The organism is Pseudomonas sp. TH21, from assembly GCF_016651025.1.
GTDB classification, from domain to species: Bacteria; Pseudomonadota; Gammaproteobacteria; order Pseudomonadales; family Pseudomonadaceae; genus Aquipseudomonas; species Aquipseudomonas aylmerensis.
In genome coordinates this window covers 3719375-3741308 of record NZ_JAEKEQ010000001.1, presented here as the reverse complement: position 1 = coordinate 3741308, position 21934 = coordinate 3719375, and the positions used below count along the sequence as shown (strand labels likewise).

Below are 21934 nucleotides of genomic sequence, written 5' to 3'. Positions count from 1 at the left end.
TCAAGGCTCCGGTGGAAAGTCATGCAATTGGCAGTACTCGTGCCAACTCAGCCCGGCCATTTGCGCGACCTCCTTGTGCACTTCGCGGCGCTGGGCTTCAAAGACCTCGCTGGAGTCGCTGGTGAGTTTGAGGGTCAGCTCCCAGGCGAACAGGCCTTGTTTTTCGGCTTCTGCTTCGAACGCTTCATGCAGCCGTTCGGCTCGGTACTGTGCCAGGGTTTCGCCCTTGGCCTGGGCGGCCAAGGGGTTGAGGGTGTCCAGTTGCATGGCCACGTCCGGGTGTTCGTTCAAGAATCTGTCCAGCGCAAGCTGGTGGTTATCGCCGGGTGGTGACAAAGGTGTACTCCTGTGGGGCTGGTAGTGTTTAGTGCGTGTGACGACGGGCTCGGCGCTGTAGGTGTTTTCGCATATGGCGGCTGATCCGGCAACGTATCGGTTCAAGCAAAAACAGTAGCACGTAGGCGGCCAGCACCAGGGCAAGGTCCAGCAAGCCATCGTCGATAGGGGCGTTGAACCGTCCGACGATGTCCCTGACCGTGAACAATAGTGTGATCCCGCACAGCCAAAGCACGGCGTTGAACAGTAACGGACGCAAAAGTTTGTCTTGCATGATGAGCGAACCTCCTTGATGTCGGACTCCCGCTCCTTCGGGAGGAACAGCACGTCGAGTGTAGCGCCGACGCCGCAACCCTGAACTGGCGCAGATCAAGCCCCCGGCCGTGCCAACAGATAACGCGCCATGGCCTCGTACGCCGGCAACGTGACGGCGTCATTGGCCGCATTGGCCGCGATCGGATGGGAGGCGAACCGCACAATCACCATCTCGGCCGCGGGATCGATATAGATACTCTGGCCATGGACCCCGCGCGCCATGAAGGCGCCATCCGGGTTGTGGGTGACCCACCACATGGCGCGGTAGCTCCAGCCTTTCAATTGACTATAGCCTGCCTGGGCAAAAGCCTGTTTGTCGCCGCCCTGGCGAATCGTTTTCAGCACCGCCTCGGGCACGATTTGCTCGCCGTTGTAGCGCCCGTTGTTACGCAGCATCTCGCCAAAGCGCGCCATGTCGCGCAGCCCGGCGTTCAAGCCACCACCGGCGAACGGTGTGCCGATGGAGTCGACGGTGAAATAGGCATCCTGTTCACTGCCCAGGCGGCTCCAGATGCGTTCGCTGAGCAGTTGGGCAACGTTGCGGCCGGTGGCACGTGCGATCACCCAACCAAGCACGTCGGTGTTGACGGTCTTATAGCCGAACGCCTGCCCATGTTCGCCGCGCTGCCTGACGGTTTGCAGAAACTCGAAGTAGCTGCGCGGCCCGACGTAGTCCTTGGGCTTGGGCAGCGGATTGCCGGCCTGGGCATGGGCCCAGACCTCTGCCGTGGGGTCGGCATAGTCTTCGCTGTAGTCCAGCGCCGTAGTCATGTTCAGCACCTGCTCCAGCGTGGCACTGCCGAACGCGGAGTTCGCCAGTTCGGGCACATAAGTCGCGACCTTTGCCTGCGCATCGAGGGTGCCCTCGGCGACGAGCATGGCGCCCAGTGTGCCGATCACCGATTTGGTCACGGACATTGCCGCATGTTGCCCGTCTTCTTTCAACACGCCGAAATAGCGCTCGTACACCACGGCCCCGCGGTGCAGTACAACAATGCCATCGGTGTAGGTGGCATCCAGGCTCTGGCGCCAGGTCAACGCTTGGCTGGCGCCATTGGGGACGACGCGCAGTTCGTCGATGCGTGGGTCAAGACGCCGGGGCAACGCCGTGCTCGCACCGAGCCCACGGGACACATTGATCGTGGGCATCAATTGACGAAAGTTCGCCACGCTCCAGCGCATGGCCGGGAAGCGAAAATAGCTGCCATCTTCAAATCGCAGGGTTCGCTCCGGCGGTGGCGGAGCACCGACCATCCACTGGAGGCGGGCCGGGTCACTGGCTTGGGCGTCGGGAAAGCTGGCTTCGGCAGCGTTGGCCACGGTGGTTGAAAGACCCAGCAGCGCGCCGGTCATGAGGGGCAGGATTCGTCGCATCAACAGGCACCTTGATCGCGGATAAGACACACGGAGCAAGGCCTGGGCTCGAGTCCGTTCGAGAATGACACGGCAAAGGATGGGCTAACTGACCGTACCCGACAAGCGCCAACGGATAGCGTGAACGGGGAATGTTGCGTGTGCCGCGGCAAAAGCCTTTCGCTCCCGGCATCAGGACGTGTAGCGTTACGCAGGGTTTTCAGGCCTGCCAACCACGGGCAGGGTGCGATGGGCAGAGGGACGGGTCATGGCGCAAACGCTGTTCAAACTTTTCTTTACCCAACGTCTGGCCGCCTTGGCCAGTACCGAGTCGCTGCGCGCGATCCGCGAAGGGTTGTTGTGGATCCTGCCGTGCCTGCTGGTCTCGGCAGCTTTTCTGATCCTGTCCGAGTTCGCCCGTGTGCTGGGCTTCGACCCACAAGTGGTGGCGTTCCTGGCCGCGCTGCACAACCAGATCAGTTCGGTGATTCCACTGCTGGTCGGTGCGTCCATCGGCTACATGTTGGCGATCCAGCATCGGCTGCCCCAATTGCCGGTGGCATTCCTGTGCCTCGCCCATGTGGTGGTGGCGACGTTTATCCTGCGCGAATACCCCCGGGCCTCGGCGACGTTCGTGCTGTTTATCGCCATCGCCTCGCCGCTGCTCAATGTGCCGGCCATTGCCTGGCTGCACCGGTACCGCTGGACACGCCTGGTCAATGAAGACCTGGTCGGGCACAACCTCAGGGGCACGATCAACATGGTGCTGCCCGGAGCGATCACGGCCTTGGCGCTGGTGCTGGTGCTGTCCTTGTTGTTGCAGGTTCCTTACGTCGCGCAGATCCAGGGGCCGCAAGTGCTGGATGCACTGGAGTCGCCCTACGGCAGTGGTTTATTCGTGACCCTGATGAACTCGCTGTTGTGGTTTTTCGGGATTCACGGCGTGTACGCCATGCAGCCGCTGTTCAATGTGCTCGACCAGGCGGTAGCCCTCAACGGTGCGGCGTTGGCGGCGGGCGAGCCGATCAAGTATGTGTTGAACGGTGGCTTGCTGGGCTGTTTTGCGTTTATCGGCGGCTCCGGTGGCGCGTTGTGCCTGCTGGTGGCGATCCTGCTGTTTTCCAAGAGCCAGTCCATGCGCCTGGTGGCGATGGCGAGTGTGCCGCTGTCGCTGTTCAACGTCAGCGAGGTGCTGCTGTTCGGCTTGCCGATCATTCTCAACCCACGCCTGTTCATACCCTTTTTGATTGTGCCCGCGCTGAATGCGACGGTGGCGCTGACGGTGGTGCAAATGGGCTGGGTGTCGCCGGCTGTGGCGAGCGTGCCGTTTACCGCGCCGGTGTTGCTCAACGCCTACCTCAGCACCCACGGCGATGTCGCGGCCGTCGCGCTGCAAATCGCGCTGCTGGGCCTGGGCACGCTGGTGTATGCGCCGTATGTCCGGGCGATTCATCGCCAGGCCACCGAAGGCGGCACGGTCTACCTCAAGTCCCTGGACATGACCTTCCGTGGCCTGGAGGAAAAAGGCCGGCTGCGCGAACTGGACCCGGTATTGGCGTCCCACCGGACCCTGGCGCGCCAGGCCAGCGAGCTGAGCCATATCCAGCAGATCAGCGACTATGAGTTCTACCTGGAATTCCAGCCTCAGGTCTCGACCCGGACCGGGCTGTGCACCGGTTGCGAGGCGTTAATGCGCGCGCGCGACGCCCAGGGCACCGTGCATTCGCCGTGGGAGTTCCTGCAGTGGCTGGCCCAGGCGCGGCTGATGCCGGACGTGGATATGTGGGTGGCGTCGCAGGCGGTGCGCCAATACCAGAAGTGGCAGAAGCTGGGCTTCGGGTTGCCGATGACCATCAATATTTCCAGCGCCACCCTGACCGACGCCGCCTATGGCGAGCGTCTGGTGGAGATCCTGGCCCAGGCTCATGGCCAGGTCTCGGTGGAGATCACCGAAGACGCGCTGGTCTCGGACATCCAGGCTACCCGCCAGATCATCCAGAAGCTGCAGGCCATTGGCGCCAAGGTGTATATCGACGACTTTGGCACCGGGTTTTCGGCGTTGAGCTACCTGCACCAGTTCCCGGTGGACTTTATCAAGATCGACCGCAGCTTCGTGGTCGCCCAGCACGACCCCAAGGGCGCCCAGGTGATGACCGGCATGCTGCGCTTTTGCGAGGCGCTGAACCTGGGCGTGGTGGTGGAGGGGGTGGAAACCGCCGAGCAGTTGGCTTTCCTGAACGGCGGCACCGAATTGATCATCCAGGGCTGGTATTTCAGCAAGGCGCTGCCCGGCGATCAGTTGCAAGGCTTTGTACGCGAGCGCGCGGACCTGGCGAAGGTTTAATAGCTGCGCCGGGTCTGTTCGATGTCCTCGACCAGGCCGTCGATCGCCGCCAGGCGCGCGCGGTTGTCGTGGTCCCAGGGATGGAAGCCGGGTTTGAAGTAGTGCAGCCAGGGCACCAGCATCCGTGGGAAAACCCCCTTGGGTCCGTAGAGAAACTTCAGCATGCGCCAGAACCCCTTGAGGAATCCCACGGACTGGCGGTCGGCAATCAGCAGGCGCACGTGGAAATCCAGCACCACCAGCCAGAAGAACACCGTGGTGGTCAGCATGGTGCCGGTGCGCAGCAGGTAGCGTTTGGGGCCGGGCTTGATCACGCGGTTCCACACATCGAAGGCCACGGCCTTGTGCTCGGTTTCTTCCAGCGCGTGCCAGTACCACATCTGTTGGTAGCCCTTGAGCGAGTCGCCAAAGCGTGACGGGTCGCTCAGCAGGATTTCCGCGAGCATCGCCGTGTAGTGTTCAAGCGCGATGGTGATCGCCAGGTTGAACGACGGCGCGAAGTGTTTCTTTTGCAGGTCGAGGATGAATTTCAGGCGCCGGTCCAGGGTGTGTGCGGGCAGGCCCGCTGCTTGCAACAAGTCGTTGTAGGCCACGTGTTCACGGCTGTGCATGGCCTCCTGGCCGATGAATCCCTGGATCTCTTTCTTCAGTTGCGGATCATCGATGCGCTGGCGGTAATGGCGCACGCTGTCCATGAAAAACAGCTCGCCCTGGGGAAACAGCAGCGACAGGGCGTTGAAGAAATGCGTGATGAACGGGCCCTGTTCGTGCCAGTTGGTGATGCGCTCGGCAGGCAGGTCGAAATGAATATCGCGACGGATCGGCAACATGGTGCGTGCTCCTGTTCAGAGTCTGGGCTCGTCGTTGGTTTCAAACACTGGCGTGCGCGGCTTGGGCGCCATGCGCCGGCTGGCAAACACCACCAGCGCCTGGTACGCCGCCGGCAGGCAGCGGGCGAGCAGGTCGAGAAAGTACGCGTCGCGGCCAATCAGCACGCGGCGTTTGTTTTTGCGCACGCCGTGCAGGATCACCTTGGCGGCCTGGTCGGCGTCAGTGATGAAGAGCTTTTCGAAGTCGGCGCGGGCCTGCTGTTCGCTGTGGATCAGAAAGCCGGTCATGTTCGCGTCGATTCGGCTGCTGCGGCAGATATCGGTGCGAATGCCGCCCGGGTGCACGCAGGTGGCCGAGACGCCGCAGCGCTGCAGGTCGAGCTCCTGGCGCAGGGACTCGGTAAAGCCGCGCACCGCAAACTTGGTGGCGTTGTAGCCGCTCATGCCGGGCTGCGCGAACAGGCCGAACACGCTGGACGTGTTGATCACGTGGCCCTCGCCGGACGCTTTTAAATACGGCAGGAACGCCTTGGTGCCATGGACCACGCCCCAGAAATTGATGCCGACGATCCACTCCAGGTCGGCGTAGTCCACGCCCTCGACAGTACTCGACAAGGCCACCCCGGCATTGTTGAACACCAGGTTGACCTGGCCGTGTTCGGCCACACAGCGCGCGGCCCAATCCTGCATGGCCTGGCGGTCGGCAACATCCAGTACCTGCAGGGTGATGTGTACGGGTGAGAGGGTCGAGGCCTTGATCATCTCCAGCGTCTGTTCCAGCCCTTGGCTGTTTTTGTCCGACAGCGCCAGGTGGCAGCCTTCCCGTGCGAGGGCCAAGGCCAGGGCGCGGCCCATGCCGGACGCGGCGCCAGTAATTGCCGCCACGCGGCCATTGAAGGTCTTCATGACAGGCTCCCTTCTGCAGTGGAGTGAGGCGCTTGGACGGCACGCTCCGGCGCATTGATCGGCACCAGGCTGGCCACGTAGTCCTTGAGCGCAAACTGGCGGGTCACCTGCTTGAAGCGCCAGGTCGAACCCGGCCACAAGGTGGTGTTCTTGCCGGTGCGCGGGTCGAGGTACCAGCTGCGGCATCCGCCGGTGTTCCAGATGGTGCGCTTGAGCTTGTCCTGCAGTTGCTGGTTGTAGGCGCTTTCCACCGCCGGCTTGACGTCCACACTGGCAATGCGATGGCGCTGCATCTGCCGAAGCGCGTCGAGGATGTAAGTGACCTGGGCCTCGATCATCAGGATCATCGAGTTGTGCCCCAGGCCGGTATTGGGCCCGACAATCAGGAACAGATTGGGATAGCCCGGCACGGTGGTGCCTTTGTAGGCGTGGGCGCCGTCGTGCCAGGTGTCCATCAGGTCCACGCCGTTACGCCCAATGATGCAGTCGCGGGGCAGGGGATCGGTGGCCTGGAAGCCGGTGCCGAAAATCAGGCAGTCGGCCGGGTGCTTGATGCCGTCGGCAGTGATCACGCCGTCGGCTTCGATGCGTGCCACGGCGTCGGTCACCACCTCGACATTGCTGCGCGACAACGCCGGGTAGTAGTCATTGGAGATCAACACGCGCTTGCAGCCGATGGTGTAATCAGGCGTCAACGTCTTGCGCAGGGAAGGGCGGGCGACTTGTTTGTGCAGGTGGCGCAGGGCGATTTTCTGCACCATTTTCATCAGCCGCGGATGCAGCGCAAAGCCGACCACGCGGCCTTCCAGGGCCCAGTAAAACGCACTGCGTACCAGGCGCTGGGTGAAAGGCAAGTGCTTGAACAGCCAGCGTTCGAAAGGGGTTATCGCACGGTCAGGCTTGGGCATGATCCACGGCGGCGTGCGCTGGAACAGGTCCAGGTGAGCCACCTGTGGCGCGATCTGCGGCACAAACTGAATGGCACTGGCCCCGGTGCCGATCACCGCCACGCGCTTGCCTTTCAGCGAGTAGTCGTGGTCCCACTGCTGGGAATGGAAGCGCTTGCCCTTGAAGTTCTCCAGCCCTGGAATATCCGGCAATGCCGGTCGCGACAAGCCGCCCATCCCCGACACCAGCACCCGCGCACTCACCTGGCGACCACCGTTGAAGCTCAGTTGCCAGCGTTGCTGCTGTTCATCGAAGACCGCGCGTGTCAGGCCCATGCCGAAGCGCAGGTAGGGCTTGAGCTCGAAGCGCGTGGCGCAGCGTTCCAGGTAAGCACGGATTTCCGCTTGGGGCGCGAATTGCCGCGTCCAGTCCGGGTTGGGCGCAAACGAAAACGAATACACGTGCGACTGCACATCACAGGCGCAGCCCGGGTAGTGGTTGTCTCGCCAGGTGCCGCCAAGGGTCTCGGCCTGCTCGGCGATAAAGAAGTCGGTGAAGCCGGCTTCCTTGAGCTTGATGGCCATGCACAGGCCGGCAAAGCCTGAGCCGATGATGGCGATATCGATCAAATCACTGTGGGCATTCATAGGCAGGCCCTCGTAGGCATCGGATGTGCTCCTGTTTTTGTTTTGTCTTTTAGATAGAACACCATTGCAAAGGAAAATTGAATTATTTATTTTAAAAAAGATTTTAAATAATCTACCTGAAAATATCGCCTACGCTAGTCACTGGCTCCTCATGTGCGACTTGTCCGACGGACGAGCAGGGTCTGCACGTAGTTTAGGTCCAGGGTTGGACGATAGGCCGAGGCCTGATCAATTCCGGTCAGGTTCCCGGCAGCAGGGAAGCAGAGGACCGAGCTATGGCTGTCGAATGGATGATTGCTGCGGCGGTGTTTATCGGCGTGAGCGCGCTGTTGTGGGGCGTCAGTGCCTGGATGACACGGCGTATTGAAGCCGCTGTTCCGATCAACGGGCGCTTCGTGGAGGTCAACGGCGAGCGCTTTCATTATGTAGAAGAGGGTAAAGGCCCGCCGCTGGTGATGATTCACGGGCTGATGGGCAGCAGTCGCAACCTGACCTATGCCTTGTCCGGGCAGTTGCGGGAGCAGTTCCGGGTGATCACCCTCGATCGTCCTGGGTCAGGTTATTCCACCCGTCATGCCGGCACTGCTGCCGACCTGCCGGCCCAGGCGCGACAAGTCGCGGCGTTTATCAACACGCTGGGCCTGGATAAGCCCCTGGTGCTGGGACATTCCCTCGGCGGGGCGATTTCCCTGGCGCTGGCCCTCGACCATCCCGACGCCGTATCGGGCCTGGTCCTGGTCGCGCCGCTGACCCATCCCCAACCGACCTTGCCGCTGGTGTTCTGGTCGCTGGCAGTACGCCCTGCCTGGCTGCGTCGCTGGGTGTCGCACACCCTGACCGTGCCGATGGGCCTGCTGACCCGCCGTGCAGTGGTCAAGGGCGTGTTCGCGCCCGATCCGGCCCCGGAGGATTTCGCCACCCGTGGCGGCGGGCTGCTGGGCATGCGCCCGGACAACTTCTACGCCGCCTCCAGCGAGATTGCGCTGGTCAATGATTACCTGCCAGGCATGGTCAAGCGCTACCCGCAGCTGACGCTGCCCATCAGCCTGATCTACGGGGCCCGGGACAAGGTGCTGGACTTTCGCCAGCACGGCCAGGCACTCGCCGACAAGGTGCCGGGCTTGAAGATGCAGGTGGTGGAGGGGCGCGGCCATATGCTGCCGATCACTGCCACGGCGCGTGTGGTCGAAGCGGTGCAGCACCTGGCCAAGCGCGTGCGACCCGGCGAAACCGCGACGATTCTGCAGCCGTCCTTTGCGTTTGCGAGCAAATAGTCATGCCTCACGTTGCGGGTTCGAACGTCCGGAATGCCTGCCCTAGAGACCTGACCAAACGGCTGAAAAAGAGACTGCTCAGTCACGTAAAAAAGGTCTCGAAAAAGTAGTTGACGACCTATCGATTCCGCGCTATTTATTTAAAAAAATATTTCAATATTTATTTTGAAATGATTTTTGAAATGCCTAAGAGCGAATAAAAATGAAAAAAACGTCTTTTATCGCATGGTTGAATTCCCGGAGCATCCATCGCTCCCTGAACCTGTTTTTTGTAACCCTGCCAACCCGTCTCATCCGGAGGCTGCCATGAATCAGACACTGGCAGCCCCAAGCGTATGGACCGACGGCAAGCGTCACCTGTGGTGGCTGGGGATCATGCCGCTGGCCACTCCGCTGTTGTCTGGCGCTCTGGCGATCACCACCGGTATCCAGCAACTGTGGTGGGTCGGCGTGCTGGTGATCTTCGGCCTGATCCCACTGATCGACGGCCTGCTCGGTGAAGACGTCAGCAACCCGCCCGAATCCGCCGTTGGCCACCTCGAATCCCAAAGCTACTACCGTTGGATCGTCTATACGGGCGTGCTGTTCGTGATCTCCTCGGTGGTGATCACCGGCTGGCTGGCCGCCGGCGGGATCGACTGGATCATCCAGGGTGGCCTGGTACAGGCCGCCGCGAACCTGGACCCTTCCAGCTGGCTGTCCCACGCCGCCAGCTACATCACCGCCCGTACTCAACTGCATGGCGAACCGAGTTGGTTCACTTACCTGGGCATGGCGATGTCGACCGGTGCCGCCACCGGTATTGCGATCAACACCGCCCATGAACTGGGGCACAAGCCCAACGCGCTGGAAGTGTTTCTCGCCAAGGTCACCCTGGCGCCGACCTTCTACGGGCACTTCTACACCGAACACAACCGTGGCCATCACGTGCGTGTCGCCACACCGGAAGACCCGGCCAGTTCGCGACTGGGTGAAAGCTTCTGGGCCTTCCTGCCGCGCTCGGTGTGGTTCAGCGCACGCTCGGCCTGGAACCTGGAGCGCGAGCGCCTGCGCAAACTCGGCCTGCCGGCCTGGCACTGGAAGAACGCTGTACTCAGTGCCTGGATGTACAGTGTGGTGTTGTGGGGGGCGATGATCTACTGGCTCGGGGCGGCGGTGATTCCGTTCCTGATCATCCAGGGCATCTACGGCTTCTCCCTGCTGGAAGTGGTGAACTACGTGGAACACTACGGCCTTAAACGCCAGAAGTTGCCCAATGGCCGGTATGAACGTTGTTCGCCTCGGCACTCCTGGAACAGTAACCGTATTGTCACCAATATCTTCCTGTTCCAACTTCAGCGGCACTCTGATCACCATGCCAACCCGACACGCAGTTACCAATCGTTGCGCCACTTTGATGAGTCGCCGCAACTTCCTTATGGGTATGCGAGCATGATTGTCTGGGCGTATGTGCCGTACTTGTGGCGCCGTCGCATGGACCACCGCGTACTTAATCATTACGCCGGGGATATTTTCCTGACCAACCTTCAGCCCTCACAACGGTTGAAGTACCTGGAGAAGTACAGCAACAGCGCTACGCCGTTCTAAGTGTAAGTCACATGTTGTTGGCGTACTCGGGGCCTGCGTGCCGCGCAGGCCTCTATCGCCCGAGTTTTTTCAGATTAGTTGCACGTAAGTTGTTTGACCCGAACAAAAATAATTAAAGGGAAGGACGTACACCATGCAATCACCTGCCAAGTTCACCACCCACATCGTATTGGCCGCGCTGGGGCTTATCGCCTATCACCAGGCCCAGGCCGCCCGCATCGAACCGGCCGGCAGTGCCTTTACCGCCCAAGGCCCGATCAGTTTTTCCAAGGGCGCGCTGATCAGCGCCGATTGCACCATCAAGGTGGCCGGCAAAGTTGCGGCCGATGGGTCATCGGTGGATGTCGAGAAAGTTGAATTCGATGGCGGCCTCAAGTGCAGCCGTGTCGAAGCCACCAACTTGCCCTGGGTGTTGATTGCCAAAGACACCAAGAGTGGCTCCATGTCGAAGATCAGCGTAGATGTCCACGCCTTCGGCCTGGGCGGCAAGTGCGGGCCTTCTACCGCCGATGGCACCTGGGATAACGCTACCGGCAAGTTGGAGGCGGCCAATGTACCGATTGGCGAAGACTGCAAGATCAAGACGGTGTCGATCAAGATGCCGCCGAACTTCAAAGTTGTGGAATAACACTGGACTGTTGTAGCGGTAATTGAATTGAGATTTGGCTGGAAAGGGAAGTTCCGCTTTGTTTCACCGTGACCTCTCGTTCATGGCCATTACCCCTGGCGAAATGACTTCGCCATAACATGTGAGGAAAAACAATGAAAAGCCTTAAAACCCTCGTATCGTTGTCTGCTTTGGTTGTTTGCATGGGCGCTGCCTCGATGGCGAATGCCTATACTTTCAATCCAAAAGTTACAGGAGGTACGCCGTTTTCCGGAACCGGTACTCTCGTTGCCAAGTCCCCAACTTCAGCCAACTTGGATGTCACCTGCGCGCTGTCAGTGACGGGCAGTATTGATGCTGCCGGTAATGCGAAAATTCTTACTGCTGCCCCATCGGGCGGTGGTCTGTGTGCGCTACCGACCATCACTGGTTTGCCTTGGCCTGTTGTACCTACCGGCCTCTCGACCGTGAGAGTTGATAACGTAGGTTACAACCTCCCTGCGGTATTCCCGTTTCCTAAGTCAACGTGCGGGTTAACCTCGATCAATGGCTCCTTCACTCCGGGTGCCAGTGCCACCCTTGGTTTTACCAATCAGGCGTTGGCAGGTAGTTGCACGATTACCTCTCTAAACATCACCACCTCGGGTGCAACCATCACGATCACTAACCCCTGAACTTCGTAAAGGGCTGATCACCCGTTGAAGGCAGGCACTTCTTGCGAGGTGCCTGTTGTTGCAAGGTGAACCGGCGTGGCCGGGCACTGATAATAATAAGGAGTGTTGCATGAGCAATAAATACAACTACGCTCGTACTTTATTAAGTATTGCAGTATTGGGAGGGCTGATGGCGGGCGTCCCTTCGGTACAGGCGGGTGGTTTATCCACACCTACTTACGGTGCCCCGGGGTGGGGCCGTGCATTTGGCGGCGGTTCGCTGTTCAAGAACGACCCAAGTTCGGCCTTCAATAACCCGGCGGCCATGGCGTTTGTCGATAAGACCATTTCCCAGTTCACCGTAGACTATGCGCGGATCAGCATCAAAATGAAGGGGCAGTCTAAGGATTATAATGGCGACCCCTTGACCAGGACGCCTATTGCTCCCGATGGCACCATCTTGTTTGACGACGCCAGTGTCGTGACCGGTGATGGTGGCCAAGGCGGTTTTACTGCATGGGTGCCCACGGGTTTTCTGGTGATGCCTATTGGTGATCGTTTCGCGTTCGGTCTTAGCCAAGTGGTGCCGCAAGGTGCGCGTACAACCTGGGATACTGATTCGAAATACCGTGACTTTGCCGTGGACACTAAAATCGAGACCGTGGGACTGACGGGGTCTCTATCGTTCAAGGTCAATGACGAATTTTCCATCGGAGCGGGCGCTATCGTTCAGCGCAGTCAAGGGTTTGTCAGTCAGAACATCGATTTGTTTGCAGCCGCCTCAAACTCACCGGGTATCGGTAAGGATCGTCCCACTGGCGGGGTTGCACTTCCTGCCGGGATAGGCGATTCGTTGATCCGCGTGAAAGTCGACAATGTTTCTGTCGGTTGGTTTACCGGGGTTGTCTGGCAGCCGACCGAACGTGATTCCCTTGGTTTGAACTATCACGCCAAGATAAAGAACAAGATGAAGGGCAACTACAACATCTATACGGATTCAGTGACCCAGTCATTGTTGACAGAGCCCAGCCCGTTAAATCCAAACGGAGGCACTATACTGGGGGCTGCCTACCCAGGGTTGAATCTGTACCCCAACGGTGCCAAGGCTTCGACCCAATTGGACATCCCTGCAACAGCCGCATTTGACTGGGTTCACCAGTTTGATGATCGGTTGACGGTGGGGGCCAGCGTGATGTGGACCCAATGGTCATCCTTTCAGGATCTGACGCTGAAGTCGGAGGGCTACACCATCGTTTCCATCCCATACAAGTACAAGGATGTCTGGATGTACTCCTTGGGTGGCGACTACAAACTTACCGACCAATGGACAGTACGGGCTGGTGTGGCTTTCGATCAGACCCCGACGCGCAACTCTACACGTGACCCACGGATTCCTGATGGCGACCGTATCTTCACCTCGTTGGGTGCGGGTTACGTCGTCAAACAGATCCCTGGGCTTTCGCTGGATGCCGCTTACTCTCACCAGTTCGTGGAAAAGGTCAAGCTCAAGACCCAAAACGTCGATCGGCTTGGTGCGGGTAGTCTGGATTCCGAGGCCAATGCTCACGGGGATGTGGTCAGCCTTTCCGCCACTTACGCCTTTTAAAACGCAACACTTCAACTCACACGCTTGAACGGCGGTGGTGCCAGGAGCAAGGCTTTTACAAAAAGCCGAAAACCTATCACCGCCTGTAAAAAGCCTGATCGGTTTCACTGCCTCAATTCATCCTTTGTGCCTGAGCCATGCGGCTCTGTTTTGTTTGGTTCAGGCATTAAATAATAATTTGAAATATTTTTTTAAATAACGGCCTATTGTTTATTCAGGAACAGGCGCATGGCCTGTATCCGGGCAGATGTTCAAAGCGAGGTGCGGTATGGTTTTCTGGTTCTTGGTCGGTATGGCGGGCGTACTGGCGTTGGCGTATCGGCAGTCGGCGGCCGTTGTCTGGGCGGGCTGGAGCCTGATTTGGCTGACAGCCATTTACTTATTGAGTGACATAGGTGTGTTGGGCTTGTGCCTGTGCACAGTGGCGTTGCTGGTACCCAGCGTCATCCTCAGCATCAAACCGCTGCGACGGTGGCTGATAAGTAGCAGGGCGCTGGCGATGTTCCGACAAATCATGCCGGCGATGTCCGACACCGAACGCGCGGCCATCGAGTCCGGCACCGTGTGGTGGGACGCCGAGCTGTTCAGCGGCAAGCCCAACTGGCAGCGCCTGCTGCAAGCCGCGCCGGCCAGCCTGAGCGCGGAGGAGCAAGCCTTCCTCGACAATGAGGTGGAAACCCTCTGTGACATCGCCAACGACTGGGAAACCACCCAGGTCTGGCAGGACATGTCGCCCGAAGGCTGGCAGTACACCAAGGACGCCGGCTTCCTCGGCATGATCATTCCCAAGCAGTACGGTGGCAAAGGCTTCTCCCACTATGCGCATTCGCAGGTGGTGATGAAGCTGTCGACGCGCTGCTCGGCGGCCGCGATCTCGGTGATGGTGCCCAACTCCCTCGGCCCGGCCGAGCTGCTGTTGCATTACGGCACCGATGCCCAGCGCAACTACTACCTGCCGCGCCTGGCGCGGGGTGAAGACATCCCGTGCTTTGCGCTGACCAGCCCGTATGCCGGCTCGGACGCCGGGGCGATTCCCGACCTGGGCATCGTCTGCAAAGGCACGCATGAAGGTGAGGAAGTCCTGGGGTTTCGCGTGACCTGGGACAAGCGCTACATCACCCTGGGCCCGATCGCCACGGTGCTTGGCCTGGCGTTTCGCGCCGAAGACCCGGAAGGCCTGTTGGGCGCTCCCGGTTCGCTCGGCATCACCTGCGCGCTGATCCCGACGTCGCACCCAGGCGTCAACAGTGGCCGTCGCCACTGGCCGCTCAACGCGGTGTTCCAGAACGGTCCCACCACCGGCAAGGATGTATTCATCCCACTGGAATGGGTGATCGGTGGCCGCGAGCAAGTCGGTAACGGCTGGCGCATGTTGATGGAATGCCTGGCCGCCGGCCGCGCGATTTCCCTGCCTTCGGCCAACGTCGGTCTGGGCAAGGTCGCAGTACGCGGCACCACCGCCTATGCGGCGATGCGCAAGCAGTTCGGCCTGCCCATCGGCAAGTTCGAAGGCGTGCAGGCGCCGCTGGCGCGCATGGCCGGGCACTTGTATGCCTGCGATGCGGTGCGCAAGGTCTCGGTGGCGTCCCTGGACGCCGGTGAGAAACCCTCGGTGATCTCGGCCATCGCCAAGTACCACGTCACCGAACGGGCGCGGATTATCGTCAACGACGGCATGGACATCGTCGCCGGCAAGGGCATCTGCATGGGGCCCAATAACTTCCTCGCGCGCGCCTACCAGCAGAGCCCCATCGCCATCACGGTGGAAGGCGCGAACATCATGACGCGCTGCCTGATCATCTTTGGCCAGGGCCTGATCCGCTGCCATCCTTATGTGTTCCGCGAGATGGAAGCGGCGCGCCACCCGGACCGGCGCAAGGCCCTGGAAGATTTCGACAGCGCGATGTTCGGCCATATCAGCTTTGTGTTGGCCAATACCGTGCGTGCAGCGGTGCATTCCCTGACGGGCGGGCGGCTGATTTCCGCCCCGGCCAAGACCGACCCGGCGTTGGCGTCCTACTATCGCCAGGCTAATCGCCTGTCGGTGGTGCTGGCGCTGATTTCGGATATTTCCATGGGCGTGCTGGGCGGTGCCCTCAAGCGCAAGGAAAGTATTACCGGGCGCCTGGGCGATATTCTCTCGCAGCTGTACATCCTGTCCTGCGTACTCAAGCGCTTCGAGGACGACGGTCGGCCCCAGGCGGATTTGCCGCTGGTGCATTGGGCGGCGCAGGACGCGTTGTTGCGCGGCCATGAAGCGCTGGCCGAAGTGCTCGACAACTACCCGTCGAAAGCCGCCGCCGCAGTGGTGCGAGGCTTGAGTTTCCCGTTCGGCATTCCCCTGCACAAACCCTCGGATCGCCTGCTGGCCCAGGTGGCCGATGTGGTGCAGACCCCCGGCGAAACCCGCGACCGTCTGCTGGCCAATTCCTACATCCCGCGTCCGGAAATCGACAAGCTGGCCTACGGCGAACTTGGCTTCCGCCTGTTGCCGCAAGTCGAGCTGATCGATGCTCGCCTCAAGCCTGCGGTCAAGCAGGGGCTGATCGAGCCGATGCCGATCTCGGCCACGGCCTTCAACGCCTGGCGCGTCAAGGCGCGGGCGCTGGACCTGATCAGCGACGACGAAGACAGCTTGCTGGGGCGCTACGTGGAATACGCCGATCACGGCATCCAGGTGGACGATTTCCCGCAGGACTTCGGCTTGCTGGAGGCGTTGCAACAGCGCAAGCAAGCGCTGGAACCGCCGGCAAAGCGCAAGTCCAGCCAGGGTGAAAACGCCTCGGTCAATTGAGTGGTACTGAATGAACACGCTCAGTGTGGGAGCTGGCTTGCCTGCGATGCAGGCGACTCGGTCTATCAGTCAAGCCGAGCCGCTGCCATCGCAGGCAAGCCAGCTCCCACATTGATCGGGTTTACAAGGCAGGAATGTGTTGTGAGTGGATCTATCTATGAGTGACAGCTATCTAGCGTTCGTCAATTCTCCTTGGGGCCGCCGCCTGGCCGGGGCCATCGGTCTGCCCCAACCCTTGCCGTTGCAACGCCATCGCAGCGGCCAGCAAGGCCTCGCCAACCCGGTGATCCTGGCCGGGGCAGGGCGCCTGGCCGACGAAGTGCAGCGCATTTTCGGCGACACCGACACGGTCACCGCCACTGCGGCCACGCTCAAGGCTCCGTCCACGGTGAAAGTGCAGGGCGCGGTGTTCGATGCCAGCGGCGTGACCGACCTGCAGCAACTCGACGAGCTGTATGTATTCTTCCACGCCAACGCCAAGCGCCTCGGCCAGCACGGTCGCGTGGTGGTGCTCGGCACGGCGCCGGAACACTGCGCCGACTTGCCCCAGGCCATCGCGCAGCGCGCCCTCGAAGGCCTGGTGCGCTCATTGGCCAAGGAGTTGCGCCGGGCCATCACCGTGCAGTTGCTGTACGTGGCGCCGGGGGCCGAGGCGGCGCTGGACAGCAGCCTGCGGTTCTTCCTGTCGCGCCGGTCGGCCTATGTGTCCGGGCAAGTGGTGCGCCTGGAAGCCCCGGTGGACGGTCACGTTACGGTCAATTGGGACAAGCCCTTCGCCGGCCGCCGCGCGCTGGTCACCGGCGCGTCGCGTGGCATTGGCCTGGCCATCGCCCAAGTGTTGGCGCGTGACGGTGCCCATGTGGTCTGCGTGGACGTGCCCCAGGCCCACGACGCGCTGCAGCAAGCCGCCAGCAGTGTCGGCGGCTCGGCCCTGCCGCTGGATATCACCGCTGCCGATGCCTCCGCGTTGTTGCAGACGCATATCAGCCAATACGGCGCCTTCGATGTGGTGGTGCACAACGCCGGGATCACCCGCGACAAGACCATCGCGAAGATGACCGAGGCAGCCTGGCGCAGTGTGCTGGCGGTCAACCTCGAAGCGCCGTTGCAACTGAGCCAGGCGCTGCTCGACCATCAGGGCCTGAACGCTGGTGGGCGCATCGTGTGCGTGTCGTCGATTTCCGGCATCGCCGGCAACCTCGGGCAGAGCAACTACGCGACCTCCAAGGCCGGCGTGATTGGCCTGGTGCAAGGCCTGGCCCGGCAGGCAGCGGCGCAACAGGTGACGGTGAATGCCGTGGCGCCGGGGTTTATCGAAACCCAGATGACCGCAAAAATCCCGTTGATGATTCGCGAAGCGGGGCGGCGCATGAACTCGATGTCCCAGGGCGGCCAGCCGATCGATGTGGCCGAGACCATCGCCTGGCTGGCACACCCGGCATCCGGCGCCGTCAATGGCCAGGTCGTCCGCGTGTGCGGGCAAAGCCTGCTGGGAGCCTGAGCCATGGACTACGTGACGCAGATCATCGACCCGCCACCCTCGCGCACCCGCCTGCTGCTGGACGGCGTGCGCGCCCTGCGCAAGCCCAAGCTCGACGGTGCGCCGATGCTGCCCAAGGAGCGCCTGGTGCGCTCGGCGGTGGAGCTGAGCGCCACCGGCATTGCCGGCTATGGCCGTGCGTGTGGCTTTCGTCACGAGCAGGGGGTGCCGTTGTCCTACCCGCATGTGTTGGCGTTCCCGCTGCACCTGATGCTGTTGACCCGGCCGAACTTTCCGTACCCGGCCAGCGGCATGGTGCATCTGGCCAACCGCATTCGGCAGCACCAGCGGTTGCACCCAGGCCAGGCGTTGCGCCTCGAGGTGTTCGCCGAGCGCTGGGTCGCGCACCCCAAGGGCCAGGCATTGAGCATCGCCACCCGTGCCTACAGTGCCGATGCGCTGGTGTGGGAAAGCGACAGCCTGTACCTGCGCCGCGACGTGAAGAACCCGCTCGGCGAGCCGTGGGGCGAGTCGCTGGAGTTGCCGGAAGAGGGCCTTTTGCGCACACAACGCTGGGTATTGCCGGCCGACCTGGGCCGACGTTTCGCCAAGGTGTCGGGGGATTTCAACCCGATCCACACCTCGGTAATCGGGGCGAAAATCTTCGGTTTTCGCCGCGCCATCGCCCATGGCATGTGGACCCTTGGCCGAGCGCTCGCCGCCCAGCAACCGCCGGGAGGCCTGGACCAGGCCGAAGCCCATTGCGATTTCAAACTGCCGATCTACCTGCCCGGCCAGGTCGCCCTGTGGAGCCACCCCGTGACCGGCCCGCGCCGTGCATTCGAGGTGCGCAATGCTGCCGGCGACAAACCCCATATGCGTGGGCTCTTTATTTGGAAAGCCTTAGATGAGTGACTACAGCTTCAACCCGGCCCCGACCCGCCGCGTGGCGATCATCGGCGGCAACCGCATTCCGTTTGCCCGCTCCAACACCGTGTACGCCCATGACAGCAACCAGGATTTGCTGGTGGCAGCGCTGCAAGGCCTGGTCGACCGCTACAACCTGCACGGCCAGCGCCTGGGCGAGTTCGCCGCCGGCGCGGTGATCAAGCATTCGCGCGATTTCAACCTGGCGCGCGAGTCGTTGCTGTCCACCACGCTGTCGCCGCAAACCCCGGCCTACGACGTGCAACAAGCCTGCGGCACCGGCCTGGAAGCGGCGCTGCTGGTGGCCAATAAGATTGCCCTGGGCCAGATCGAAGTGGGCATCGCCGGCGGCGCCGACACCACCTCCGATGCGCCCATCGGCATCAACGAGTCCCTGCGCCACACGCTGCTGGCGGCCAATCGCGCCAAGGGCATGGGCGACAAGCTCAAGGCATTGCTGAAAGTGCGCCCGTCGATGTTGTTCAAGCCGCTGCTGCCCCGTAACGGCGAGCCGCGCACGGGCTTGTCGATGGGCGAGCACTGCGAAGAAATGGCCAAGCGCTGGCAGATCAAGCGCCTGGCGCAGGACGAGTTGACCCTGACCAGCCACCAGCGTCTGGACGCTGCCTATAAACGCGGCTTTTTCGACGACCTGATCAGCCCCCATCGCGGCCTGGCCCGCGACAATAACCTGCGTGCCGACGCGAGCCTGGAGAAGCTCGCCGGCCTGTCCCCGGCCTATGACCGGCAGAACGGCACGCTCACGGCCGGCAACTCCACGCCGCTCACCGATGGCGCCTCGGTGGTGTTGCTGGCCAGTGAAGAGTGGGCGGCGGCTAATGGCTGGCCGGTGCTGGCCTACCTGCGCACTGGCGAAACGGCGGCGGTGAATTTTGTCGACGGCACCGAAGGCCTGCTGATGGCTCCGGCCTATGCAGTGCCGCGCATGCTCAAGCGCGAAGGGCTGAGCTTTGCCGACTTCGACTTCTTCGAGATCCACGAAGCCTTCGCCGCCCAGGTGCTGTGCACGCTCAAGGCTTGGGAGGACGCCGATTATTGCCGCGAGCGGCTAGGCTTGGAGGCTCCGCTCGGCCCGATCGAACGCAGCAAAATGAACGTCAACGGCGGCTCGCTGGGCTGTGGTCACCCGTTTGCCGCCACCGGTGGCCGGCAGTTGGCTGCGCTGGCCAAGGCCATCCATGAGCGGGGTGGCGGTCGCGGCCTGATTTCGATCTGCGCGGCGGGCGGGTTGGGCATTACTGCCATCGTCGAAAAGTAGCTCTATCAAAAACAACAACAAGGAGACTGCCATGAACGCTGTAAGCCAGGAACAAACCGAACGGATCTGGTTGAACGCTTACCTGCCCGGCGTACCGGCAGACATCGATGCCGCTATCGAGGACTACCCGTCGTTGCGCGAGGTGTTCGTGGAGCACCTGGAGAAGTTTCGCGAGCGGGTTGCCTACGTCAGCATCGGCACTGAAATGACCTACGCCGACTGGCACGTGCAAGGCATTGCCTTTGCCGCCTGGCTGCAAGGCCAGGGCGTACAGCCGGGCGACCGCGTGGCGCTGATGATGCCCAACTGCTTGCAGTACCCGATCTGCCTGTTGGGCACGATCCTGGCCGGCGCGGTGGTGGTCAACGTCAACCCGCTGTACACCTCCCATGAGCTCAAGCATTTGCTCAAGGACAGCGGCGCCGAAACTGTGGTGATCTTCGAAAACTTCGCCCACACCCTGGAAAAAGTCATCGGTGGCAGCAGCGTCAAGCGCGTGGTGGTGGCGGCCATCGGCGACTTGCTCGGTACGCTCAAGGGCGCGGCGATGAACTTCATCCTGCGCCGCGTGCAAAAGCAGGTGCCCACGTTCAACCTGCGCGGCGCGGTGCGTTTCAATCAGGTGCTCAAGCAGGGCCGGGGGTTGAACCATTTTCCGGTGGGCATGCACCTTGATGACCTGGCGTTCCTGCAATATACCGGCGGCACCACGGGCGACGCCAAGGGCGTGATGCTCAGCCACCGCAATATCATTGCCAACCTGCTGCAGGCCAAGGCCTGGGTCGGCGATCAACTGGACCAGGACAAGCAGGAAACCAACGTCACCCTGCTGCCGCTGTACCACATCTTTTCGCTGACGGTGAACTGCCTGATGTTCATGTGCCTGGGCGGGCGCAACATCCTCATCGCCAACCCGCGGGATGTGAAGCGCGTGCAGATGATCCTGCGCAAGGAGCGCTTCAACGGGATTGCCGGGGTCAATACGCTGTTCAATGGCTTGCTGGAAAACCCGGAGTTCTGCGCGCGGGACTTTTCCGACCTGCGCATGGTGATCGCCGGTGGCATGGCCACGCACACGGCGGTGGCCAAGCGCTGGAAGGAAGTCACCGGGCTGCCGATCATCGAAGGCTACGGCCTGACCGAGTGTTCGCCGGTGGTGAGCATCAGCCCGATCAACATCGCCCGCATGCGCGAGATGGACTTCACCGGCAGCATTGGCGTGCCGTTGCCGTCGACCTGGGTGCGGTTTGTTCGCGAAGACGGCGAGCTGGCCGAACTCGGCGAGCAGGGCGAACTGCAAGTGCGCGGCCCGCAGGTGATGCAGGGTTACTGGCAGCGGCCGAAGGAAACCGCCGAGGTGCTGGATGCCGAAGGCTGGCTGTCGACCGGTGATATCGGGGTGATGGATGAGCGCGGTTATATCCGCCTGGTGGACCGCAAGAAAGACATGATCCTGGTCTCGGGCTTCAACGTGTACCCGAATGAAATCGAGGACGTGGTGGCCTTGCACCCCGGCGTCGGGGAAGTCGCGGCGATTGGCGTGGAAGATGGCGTGACCGGCGAGAAGGTCAAGATCATCGTGGTGCGCAAGGACCCGAACCTGACCCAGGAACAGATCCTCGCCCATTGCCGTGAATACCTGACGGGCTACAAGATGCCGAAGTATGTGGAATTCCGAACCACGGAATTGCCGAAAACCACCGTCGGCAAAGTCCTGCGCCGCGCCTTGCGGAGCTGACGGTCCGGCCCGCCTGTAGGAACGGGCTTGCCCGCGATGGCGGGGTGACAGACACACCGCTATCGCAGGCAAGCCAGCTCCCACATTTGGGGTGTATTCCAAGGTTGGAACTGGGTTGTACCCTCGGTAGAAAAGTTAGTGCAGCACTCCGGATTCCAAGTCCGAACAACGATCAAAACTGTGGGAGCGGGCTTGCTCGCGAAAGCGGTGTGTCAGTCGATGAACAGGGTGACTGATCCAGCGCCTTCGCGAGCAAGCCCGCTCCCACATTTGGGGTGTATTCCAAGGTTGGGACCGAGTTGTACCGTCGGTGAAACTATTAGTGCAGCACCGCGAATCCCAAGCCGAACAACGATCAAAACTGTGGGAG

General features: G+C 61.5%; 17 protein-coding genes. 11 read left to right on the top strand and 6 right to left on the bottom strand.

All coding sequences use genetic code 11. The features are described 5' to 3' along the window. From JFU04_RS16350 to JFU04_RS16340, 3 genes are all read right to left on the bottom strand, one after another. Positions 1–336 carry a DUF6388 family protein gene (locus JFU04_RS16350; RefSeq protein ID WP_065907827.1) on the bottom strand — a complete coding sequence of 112 codons (336 nt, stop codon included), beginning with the start codon at positions 334–336 and terminating at the stop codon, positions 1–3. A gap of 28 nt (positions 337–364) precedes the next feature. Continuing rightward, on the bottom strand, positions 365–610 hold the full coding sequence (locus JFU04_RS16345; protein WP_201144935.1) for a hypothetical protein: 246 nt from the start codon (positions 608–610) through the stop codon (positions 365–367). A 95-nt stretch (positions 611–705) separates the two neighbouring features. Beyond that, positions 706–2025: a serine hydrolase domain-containing protein gene (locus JFU04_RS16340; RefSeq protein WP_201144933.1), complete on the bottom strand. Its 1320-nt coding sequence runs from the start codon at positions 2023–2025 to the stop codon at positions 706–708. A gap of 247 nt (positions 2026–2272) precedes the next feature. Here JFU04_RS16340 and JFU04_RS16335 point away from each other — a divergent pair, with 247 nt between their 5' ends. Next, positions 2273–4348 carry an EAL domain-containing protein gene (locus JFU04_RS16335; protein WP_120448835.1) on the top strand — a complete coding sequence of 692 codons (2076 nt, stop codon included), beginning with the start codon at positions 2273–2275 and terminating at the stop codon, positions 4346–4348. On the opposite strand, the gene JFU04_RS16330 is transcribed toward JFU04_RS16335, so the two are convergent. Genes JFU04_RS16330 through JFU04_RS16320 form a run of 3 tightly spaced genes read right to left on the bottom strand, consistent with a single transcriptional unit; the run spans position 4345 to position 7619 of the window. After that, complete coding sequence (locus JFU04_RS16330) at positions 4345–5178, bottom strand: metal-dependent hydrolase (protein ID WP_201144931.1); 834 nt, start codon at positions 5176–5178, stop codon at positions 4345–4347. The two genes, JFU04_RS16335 and JFU04_RS16330, sit on opposite strands and share 4 nt — an antisense overlap. Positions 5179–5193: 15 nt before the next feature. After that, positions 5194–6084 (bottom strand): SDR family NAD(P)-dependent oxidoreductase, encoded by an 891-nt coding sequence (locus JFU04_RS16325; protein ID WP_065907834.1) that lies wholly within the window; start codon positions 6082–6084, stop codon positions 5194–5196. After that, positions 6081–7619, bottom strand: coding sequence for a flavin-containing monooxygenase (locus JFU04_RS16320; RefSeq protein ID WP_201144929.1), 1539 nt, complete (start codon positions 7617–7619; stop codon positions 6081–6083). The genes JFU04_RS16325 and JFU04_RS16320 overlap by 4 nt, the downstream gene beginning before the upstream one ends. A gap of 275 nt (positions 7620–7894) precedes the next feature. On the opposite strand from JFU04_RS16320, the gene JFU04_RS16315 reads away from it, so the two are divergent. From JFU04_RS16315 to JFU04_RS16270, 10 genes are all read left to right on the top strand, one after another. After that, positions 7895–8893, top strand: a complete 999-nt coding sequence (locus JFU04_RS16315) for an alpha/beta fold hydrolase (RefSeq protein WP_201144927.1) — start codon at positions 7895–7897, stop codon at positions 8891–8893. A gap of 306 nt (positions 8894–9199) precedes the next feature. Continuing rightward, a complete protein-coding gene (locus JFU04_RS16310) occupies positions 9200–10480 on the top strand; it encodes an alkane 1-monooxygenase (protein ID WP_201144925.1) in 1281 nt (426 codons plus the stop codon). Between the two features lie 133 nt (positions 10481–10613). Further along, entirely contained in the window at positions 10614–11108 is a 495-nt protein-coding gene (gene praA, locus JFU04_RS16305; RefSeq protein WP_065907845.1) for an alkane oxidation protein activator PraA, read from the top strand. 134 nt (positions 11109–11242) lie between these two features. Continuing rightward, complete coding sequence (gene praB / locus JFU04_RS16300; protein ID WP_120450756.1) at positions 11243–11761, top strand: alkane oxidation protein activator PraB; 519 nt, start codon at positions 11243–11245, stop codon at positions 11759–11761. A gap of 109 nt (positions 11762–11870) precedes the next feature. Beyond that, entirely contained in the window at positions 11871–13346 is a 1476-nt protein-coding gene (locus JFU04_RS16295) for an outer membrane protein transport protein (protein WP_201144924.1), read from the top strand. 268 nt (positions 13347–13614) lie between these two features. Then, the gene (locus JFU04_RS16290; RefSeq protein ID WP_201144922.1) at positions 13615–16140 is read left to right on the top strand and encodes an acyl-CoA dehydrogenase; all 2526 of its coding nucleotides are present in this window, start codon (positions 13615–13617) and stop codon (positions 16138–16140) included. A 157-nt stretch (positions 16141–16297) separates the two neighbouring features. Further along, complete coding sequence (locus JFU04_RS16285; RefSeq protein WP_201144920.1) at positions 16298–17641, top strand: 3-oxoacyl-ACP reductase; 1344 nt, start codon at positions 16298–16300, stop codon at positions 17639–17641. 3 nt (positions 17642–17644) lie between these two features. Continuing rightward, complete coding sequence (locus JFU04_RS16280; RefSeq protein WP_201144918.1) at positions 17645–18535, top strand: MaoC/PaaZ C-terminal domain-containing protein; 891 nt, start codon at positions 17645–17647, stop codon at positions 18533–18535. Next, the gene (locus JFU04_RS16275; RefSeq protein WP_065907854.1) at positions 18528–19826 is read left to right on the top strand and encodes an acetyl-CoA C-acetyltransferase; all 1299 of its coding nucleotides are present in this window, start codon (positions 18528–18530) and stop codon (positions 19824–19826) included. The genes JFU04_RS16280 and JFU04_RS16275 overlap by 8 nt, the downstream gene beginning before the upstream one ends. Before the next feature lie 31 nt (positions 19827–19857). Next, positions 19858–21564, top strand: a complete 1707-nt coding sequence (locus JFU04_RS16270; RefSeq protein WP_065907856.1) for an AMP-binding protein — start codon at positions 19858–19860, stop codon at positions 21562–21564. Positions 21565–21934: the final 370 nt, after the last annotated feature.